Source organism: Acinetobacter celticus (assembly GCF_001707755.1).
Classification (GTDB): Bacteria; Pseudomonadota; Gammaproteobacteria; order Pseudomonadales; family Moraxellaceae; genus Acinetobacter; species Acinetobacter celticus.
This window is the reverse complement of the sequence record NZ_MBDL01000005.1, coordinates 37,883-45,391: the sequence shown is the minus strand read 5'-3', so window position 1 is coordinate 45,391 and position 7,509 is coordinate 37,883. Positions and strand designations below refer to the sequence as shown.

Annotated in this window: 7 protein-coding genes and 1 rRNA gene; 4 read left to right on the top strand and 4 right to left on the bottom strand. The window is 39.4% G+C overall.

Features of this window, described 5'->3' with window-relative positions:
* The 3 genes from BBP83_RS04145 to BBP83_RS04135 all read right to left on the bottom strand — a co-directional run.
* Positions 1-82: ribosomal RNA gene (locus BBP83_RS04145) — 16S ribosomal RNA — on the bottom strand; the annotation flags it as partial.
* A 429-nt stretch (positions 83-511) separates the two neighbouring features.
* Positions 512-1,078 carry a peptidylprolyl isomerase gene (locus BBP83_RS04140; protein WP_068886158.1) on the bottom strand — a complete coding sequence of 189 codons (567 nt, stop codon included), beginning with the start codon at positions 1,076-1,078 and terminating at the stop codon, positions 512-514.
* 422 nt (positions 1,079-1,500) lie between these two features.
* Positions 1,501-2,574, bottom strand: coding sequence for an alpha/beta hydrolase (locus BBP83_RS04135; RefSeq protein WP_068886153.1), 1,074 nt, complete (start codon positions 2,572-2,574; stop codon positions 1,501-1,503).
* Between the two features lie 197 nt (positions 2,575-2,771).
* Between BBP83_RS04135 and BBP83_RS04130 the strand changes: the two genes are divergently transcribed.
* A complete protein-coding gene (locus BBP83_RS04130; RefSeq protein WP_068886152.1) occupies positions 2,772-3,251 on the top strand; it encodes a hypothetical protein in 480 nt (159 codons plus the stop codon).
* On the opposite strand, the gene BBP83_RS15570 is transcribed toward BBP83_RS04130, so the two are convergent.
* Positions 3,248-3,376, bottom strand: a complete 129-nt coding sequence (locus BBP83_RS15570; protein WP_281181001.1) for a hypothetical protein — start codon at positions 3,374-3,376, stop codon at positions 3,248-3,250. The two genes, BBP83_RS04130 and BBP83_RS15570, sit on opposite strands and share 4 nt — an antisense overlap.
* A gap of 397 nt (positions 3,377-3,773) precedes the next feature.
* Between BBP83_RS15570 and grpE the strand changes: the two genes are divergently transcribed.
* The 3 genes from grpE (at position 3,774) to BBP83_RS04115 (ending at position 7,430) form a co-directional block, all read left to right on the top strand.
* Positions 3,774-4,325, top strand: coding sequence for a nucleotide exchange factor GrpE (gene grpE / locus BBP83_RS04125; RefSeq protein WP_068886157.1), 552 nt, complete (start codon positions 3,774-3,776; stop codon positions 4,323-4,325).
* Positions 4,326-4,446: 121 nt separating this feature from the next.
* Complete coding sequence (gene dnaK, locus BBP83_RS04120; protein WP_068886151.1) at positions 4,447-6,387, top strand: molecular chaperone DnaK; 1,941 nt, start codon at positions 4,447-4,449, stop codon at positions 6,385-6,387.
* 131 nt (positions 6,388-6,518) lie between these two features.
* A complete protein-coding gene (locus BBP83_RS04115) occupies positions 6,519-7,430 on the top strand; it encodes a matrixin family metalloprotease (protein ID WP_068886150.1) in 912 nt (303 codons plus the stop codon).
* The last annotated feature ends 79 nt before the right edge of the window (positions 7,431-7,509 follow it).

Here is a 7,509-nt window from a genome sequence, read left to right as displayed (position 1 = left end):
AAGCACCTCATCTCCGCTCGACTTGCATGTGTTAAGCCTGCCGCCAGCGTTCAATCTGAGCCATGATCAAACTCTTCAGTTTAATATTGCTTAGTGCCTTAAAGGGCACCAATCTTGGCTCATCAATTTTCTGACAAATATTTCTCAAATAAACTTCGAGTAATTTCTACCATCAATCAATGAAAATAATTTCGATCAATCAATCAGTAAAAATCCACACAAGTTGTTCTTCATAAGCTCTTAATGATCTTTCTAACACCTCGTCAGTGCTAGAAGCTGGACTCAATATACTTAACAACTCAGCACTTCATGCTTCGTTCGTTTCCGTCTATCTCGTCGGTATGGGTGCATTCTAGTGGATTTAGAAATCATTGCAAGTGCTTTTAACACCCTGCTTTACTGGGTGTTTCTTTTTTATGCACCAAAATATAGCAAATATCACATTTACATGACTTAAGTTGATAATTTAAAAGCAAAAATATCGTTTTTAACATTTTTGCTTTTATTTTCTTTATTTCTTCACTGCTGGTGCTTTTATCTTCACACTTTGAATCACGACAGGAGTTTCCGGTACATTTTGATGCATGCCTTCGTTTCCAGTGGATACTTTTTCTATTTTATCGACCACATCCATACCTTTAATCACTTTACCAAAGACTGCATAGCCTGCATTCATTGGGCTTTTATTCAAAAAGCCATTATCTGCAGTATTTATAAAAAATTGACTGGTTGCAGAATTCGGATTATTGGTTCGTGCCATTGCCAAAGTACCACGAGTATTCTTTACACCATTATAGGATTCATTCTGAATAGGGGCACGTGTTTGCTTTTCTACTAACTGTATATCCATTCCCCCACCCTGAATCATAAAACCAGGAATCACGCGATGAAAGATGGTGTCGTTATAAAAGCCTGCTTTGGCATATTCTTCAAAGTTTTTTGCTGAAATTGGCGCTTTGTCATTAAACAGCTCTATTTCAACAGTACCTTGATTGGTTTTAACTTCTACAATTGAGTTATCAGCCCAAACATTTAGGCTCATACTTATAAGGGTGGCAAAAAGTGCTTTTTTTAACATTTGTTCACTCATCTATTCAGGTTGTACTTATCTCTGTGTGTATTTTAATCTGTCATTCAAAATAAAGCAGTACTTCTCTCTCACTTTTACAGAGTCATTCCAAGAAAAATCATGCAACTATCTCTATCCATTGTAATAGAGGCTCTGACTTATTCGCTTTATTTGAGCCGTATAATGATTTATTTATTCTGAATCATCCTTTAATTTCGAAACAGCACCTGAGCTTGATACCTAAAGTGCGATATCGCAAGGAAAGTACTATCAGCTTGTACTGCTATTTCATCTTCATTTTTCGAAGCTATATTCTGTGCAATGGGAAAATACATCAAATATTTTACCAACGCTTCTTAAGCCAAATCTTTACTAAACTTTTATATCGCTAAATTTGAATTGGTGTTTCACGTGAAACACCTTTAATCGAATCAGCTGGCTTTTTTATCCCAAAATTTACGGAAATTTTTACCAACTTCAATCCAATACTTTTTAGCCTTATAAGACACTGGAGTTAGGTTGATAAAGCCATGAGTCTGATCAGGATATTCTTGATAATGTACTTTAACGCCTTGTTGACGAAGTTTATGTGAGTAAATCTCCCCTTCATCATGAAGAACATCATAACCAGCAGTAATAATATAGGTCGGTGCTAACCTTTCTAATTTACCAAAAGTTGGAGAGATGAGTGGATCGTCTAGTGCAACCTGATGTTGTTCTGCATAAAAGGTCGTGACATGGTTGATATCTTGTTCCGTGAGTACCAAACCATCTTTATAAGCAAAGAATGAAGGATGTCGACTTTTGAAATCAGTGACAGGATAAATCAGAAGCTGTGCATGTGGCGCATATGCTTTTTGTGCTGTCCGTTGTGCAACAACCGTGGCTATATTGCCCCCTGCACTATCTCCTGCGACCGCAATACGTCCTTTTAGAATTTTTAATTGACGGCTATTTTGAAATACCCACGCCAGTGCATCTTCACAGCATTGTATTAATTGTTTGGGACTGACCTCTGGCGCCAAAGGATAATCAATACTTAAGACCTGTGCTTTTGCATGTAAGGCCAGTAATCTGCAAGCTTCATCATGTGTCTCTAAATTACCCACAACAAAACCACCACCATGGTAAAACACGATCATTGGTAATTTTTTATTGGGCGCAGGATGGTAATGACGCGCAAAGACCGTACCGCTTTGTAAAGGTAAGCGTAAATCTTCCACTTGTTTCACTGCTGTAGGTTTGGTTTTAATTGATTGCATCTGCAAATCAAAAGCTTTACGAGAACGATGTACGTCTGCACCAATAAAACCAGATTTCCCCTGCTTCAACTGAGCAGCCATCATGCATTTAATTAATGGGTCTAAATCTGGAAATAAAAACGGATAACCCAAACCTTTGGCCAAGCTCTCCTGAACAAAGCTTGGTAGTTTATCAAGTGCACGTACTGCCGTGCCCTGACCTTTTTCTAAGAGTTCTTGTAAGCGTTGATTCAATGCCGTCATTGTCCCTATCCTTTATTGATCTTCTTCATCATTCCTACATGATCAGCCTTTATGTGACCATATTCTTATATAAGTCTAAACATCCCAATACAGAGTGCATGCCTGCTTAAGCTATGCTTCTTTTAATGACTTGTCATTGACAATTTACTTTTAGTTTTTGGAGTTTTTTGCAGCTCCTTGAATATAGGATATAGACCATGGCTAAAAAACTCATTCTCCTGTCTTTGGCAACAGTATTTATGGCTGTCGGTTGCGTTGCATTGCCTGAGCAGGGCTACGCTGATGGCCGTTACGATAATGGACGGATTTATGACCGAGGCTATGATGATCGTTATGATCGCGAGCGTGACCGCCAACGTTGGGAAAACCGTCAACAACGCGACCGCATTGAACGTGAACGACGTCAACAAGACCTTAAACGACGCAACTGGGAACAACAGCGTCAAAACCAGCAAAACTGGGAACGTCGAAAACAGGATTTAGAGCGTCATCGCATTGAGCAACAGCGCCAAAAAGCACACAATGAAGGTCAAAAGCATAAAACCCATGACCGCGAAAAAGCCCAAAAGAATGGACAACACCAACAATGGGATAAAGGTCGCCAAGAATCCAATAAGCGTTGGGATGAACAGCGACAGAATCCAAACAAGTCGCAACGACGCGAAAATAGAGACTAATTGATCAGATCAATCTTTAATTGGTCACGTTCTAATCTAAGTGCGATATAGCGCTTAGAAAAACCTTCACGGAATAAAGCATAAATCTGAGATCTTCCTTCTTGAATGAGGTGAGTGTCATTCATGATGCAACTTTGACTTGGGTCGGTCGAAAGCAAAATGCTATCTCATCTCACTTCTGATCTAAATTAATCTCTGTTGCACTTCGTCTGAGACTCTAAGAACAAAAAAAAGCGCATATACAGCTTAGATTAGCTGTGAAAATACGTTTTAGAGGAAGTGATGCTCACTCCGTCCTGTATAGACTCATGTTTTAAAGTACACGTTTTTATCTATTTGGCAGGTTTTTTGATAAAAAAAGTACATTTAATGACTGAGTTCGCTTGAATTTTTATAGACAGCCCCGACTTCTTTAGTAATCAAGAAATTCTGCAAACTCATGGCAGTTCAGAATAAACGCAGTGAATACTGACGCAATAGGAACTGTACATGTTTAAAAACCTATTCAAACGGAGTAAAGCAATGGCGACTGAGCAAAACCACGACGCTCAAGATCTTCAACAAGAGCAAGCTGCAGAACAAGAAACAGCGCAAACTCAAGCTGGAACAGAGCAGAATGAAGTTTCCGTTGAATCTTTACAAGAGCAAATTGCACAACTTGAAGGTGACTTAAAGTTAGAGAAAGCACGTACTGCAAATGCAGTGTATGAAGCACAAAAAAGTGTGGAACGTATTCAACGTGAGTCTGAAAAACATAAAGACACCGTGTTAGAAAAATTTGCTAAAGAGTTACTCGATTCTGTCGATAACTTAGAACGTGCAATTACTGCAGCAGGTGACGACACTTCTGCCTTATCTGAAGGTGTAGTCTTAACGCTTAAATCTTTACTGACTTCTTTAGAGAAATTTGGCGTCGTTGTTGTAGACACAAACAATGGTTTCAATGCAGAACTACATCAAGCCGTGGGTATTGCACCAGATGCGAAAGCCAATGAAATTGGTGTAGTTCTACAAAAAGGTTATAGCTTAAATGGTCGTTTATTACGTCCAGCTATGGTCTTGGTTGGTCAATAAGACCCAAAAATTCGAGAGTTAATGAAAAAAATTAAGTAAATCAACTTGAAAAATTTTGATTGGCTCTCATATCGGATAACAAGCGAAAACATCGTAAAAGAATTTAAGAGGAAACACCCAAATGGCTAAAATCATTGGTATTGACTTAGGTACAACAAACTCATGTGTTGCAGTACTTGAAGGCGACACAGTTAAAGTAATTGAAAACGCTGAAGGCGCGCGTACAACACCATCTATTATTGCGTATAAAGATGGCGAGATCCTTGTGGGTCAATCTGCAAAACGCCAAGCAGTAACCAACCCTAAAAATACATTATATGCAATCAAACGTTTGATCGGTCGTAAATACCAAGATCAAGCGGTGCAAAAAGACATCGGTCTTGTCCCTTACAAAATTATTCAAGCTGAAAATGGCGATGCTTGGGTAGATGTAAATGACAAAAAATTAGCGCCACAACAAGTCTCTGCTGAAATCTTGAAAAAGATGAAAAAGACAGCAGAAGATTACCTTGGCGAAACAGTGACAGAAGCAGTGATTACTGTTCCTGCTTACTTCAATGATGCTCAACGTCAAGCAACCAAAGATGCAGGTAAAATTGCAGGCTTAGAAGTGAAACGTATCATCAACGAACCAACGGCTGCAGCACTTGCATTCGGTATGGACAAAAAAGAAGGCGACCGTAAAATTGCGGTTTACGACTTAGGTGGTGGTACTTTTGACGTATCAATCATTGAAATTGCTGACCTTGATGGCGACCAACAAATTGAAGTGTTATCAACCAATGGTGATACCTTCCTTGGTGGTGAAGACTTCGATAACGCATTGATTGAGTTCTTGGTTGAAGAGTTCAAGAAAGAGCAAGGCGTAAACTTGAAACAAGATCCACTTGCACTTCAACGTTTAAAAGAAGCAGCAGAAAAAGCGAAAATTGAGCTTTCTTCTTCGAATGCAACTGAAATCAACCTGCCATACATCACTGCAGATGCAACAGGCCCTAAACACTTAGTGATTAACATCACTCGTGCAAAACTTGAAGGTCTAGTGGCTGATTTGGTTGCGCGTACTATTGAGCCTTGCCGTATTGCGCTTAAAGATGCTGGTCTTTCGACTTCTGACATCTCTGACGTAATTTTGGTCGGTGGTCAATCACGTATGCCAATGGTTCAACAGAAAGTTCAAGAATTCTTCGGTAAAGAGCCACGTAAAGACGTGAACCCTGACGAAGCTGTTGCAATGGGCGCAGGAATTCAAGGCGCAGTATTGTCTGGCGACAAAACTGACGTACTTTTATTGGACGTGACTCCATTGACACTTGGTATTGAAACCATGGGTGGCGTGTTAACTGCAATCATTGAGAAAAACACCACGATTCCTGCGAAGAAATCTCAAGTATTCTCAACAGCTGCAGACAACCAACCTGCTGTAGACATTTCTGTGTTCCAAGGTGAACGTAAAATGGCGCAGCAAAACAAATTATTGGGTAACTTCCAATTAGGCGATATCCCACCTGCGCCACGTGGTGTGCCACAAATTGAAGTATCTTTCGACATCAATGCTGATGGTATCTTGAAAGTATCTGCGAAAGACAAGAGCACAGGTAAAGAGCAATCAATTCAAATTAAAGCGAACTCTGGTTTGAGCGATGCTGAAATTGAAGCGATGATTAAAGATGCTGAAGCAAATGCTGAAGAAGATCGTAAATTTGAAGAATTAGCAAAAGCACGTAACGAAGCGGATGCTTTAGTTTCATCTTCACAAAAAGCAGTGAAAGATCTAGGCGAGCAAGTCACTGCTGACGAAAAAACGGCTATTGAAACTGCGGTTTCTGAGCTTGAAGCTTCTACTAAAGAAAATGATGTAGAAGAGATTAAAGCGAAAACTGAAGCGCTTCAAAATATCATCATGCCTATTTCTCAGCGTGCTTATGAAGCAGCGCAAGGTCAAGGCGGTGCTGAAGGTTTTGATCCTAACGCTTTCCAAGGCGGTGAAGGTCAACAACAAAAAGCGGATGATGGCGTTGTAGATGCTGAGTTCACTGAAGTTAAAGATGACAAAAAATAATTTGTCGTTTTAACAGACTCGAAAGAGTTAAGAAAAACCGCGCGAAAGCGCGGTTTTTTTATGCACAGAAGCATTTTCAAAGGATAAATTTTCAGCTACATTATTTTAAATATAAAACTTAATAAAGACTTATGCGCATTATTGTCATTGCAATAGTCACGCTGACTATCCTATTTTTCAATTATCAATCTTACACCCATCATCAACTACGGTTTAACTCATGGTCTGACCGTCTATTACACCCTTTAGACACACGCTTGCGCTATCAAATTGCGGAAGTAGATCCAAGGTTTGGTCTCAGTAAAAATGAAGTGATTCAACTCAGTCAAGAGGCCATTCAAATTTGGCATGAAGGTACGCATCAACCCTTGTTTGTCTATGATGACCAAGCCCTGCTCAAAATTCACCTTATCTATGATGATCGACAAGCAGAATACAACGCCTTTAAAAAGACCCAACAACAGTTAAATCGAGAAAATAATAATAACCAAAGGATTTCAAACAACTTAGATCTGTCCAAAAGCAATCTTGACCAAATGCAACGCAGTTTAAGACAACAGCACATTCAACTTCAGGCCGATGCGCAATCGCTTCAACAGCAAAATATGAGCTGGAGCCGCATAGAAAATGCGCATGGTGAAAACCGCCAACATATTGAAAATCAATTTCAGCAACTCAAAGAAAAAGCACGACGCTTAGAGAGTGATATTGCCTATTACAATCAACTCAATCACAATTTAAATCAGCAAGTGAATGAACATAATAGCAATATTGATCATTATAATAAGGGAATCGTGCAAGCTAAAAACCGCTTTCCACCTCATGAATTTCACAAAGGCGTATTTATGGGCAATCAAATTCAAATCTATCAGTTTGATGCGCAAGATGATTTACGCCTAACCCTCGCGCATGAACTGGGACATGCTTTAGGGCTTGGCCACCATGCTGATCCAGAAGCATTGATGTATCCAGTCTTGGGTGAACAAAATTTACAACATTTCAAATTAAAACCCGCAGATCAAAGTTTGCTGTATGCACGCTAAACCGTTGCATGCTGTTGCAAAAAACCATAATTTCTATATGCCTATCCGCATGAATTGAACAACAAAACTTCAATTTCAT

Bases quoted from the DNA above. Each gene is read 5' to 3' on its own strand.
- BBP83_RS04135 (WP_068886153.1), bottom strand. From the start codon at position 2,574: ATGACGGCATTGAATCAACGCTTACAAGAACTCTTAGAAAAAGGTCAG.
- BBP83_RS04140 (WP_068886158.1), bottom strand. From the start codon at position 1,078: ATGTTAAAAAAAGCACTTTTTGCCACCCTTATAAGTATGAGCCTAAAT.
- BBP83_RS15570 (WP_281181001.1), bottom strand. From the start codon at position 3,376: ATGAATGACACTCACCTCATTCAAGAAGGAAGATCTCAGATTTATGCT.
- grpE (WP_068886157.1), top strand. From the start codon at position 3,774: ATGGCGACTGAGCAAAACCACGACGCTCAAGATCTTCAACAAGAGCAA.
- dnaK (WP_068886151.1), top strand. From the start codon at position 4,447: ATGGCTAAAATCATTGGTATTGACTTAGGTACAACAAACTCATGTGTT.
- BBP83_RS04115 (WP_068886150.1), top strand. From the start codon at position 6,519: ATGCGCATTATTGTCATTGCAATAGTCACGCTGACTATCCTATTTTTC.
- BBP83_RS04130 (WP_068886152.1), top strand. From the start codon at position 2,772: ATGGCTAAAAAACTCATTCTCCTGTCTTTGGCAACAGTATTTATGGCT.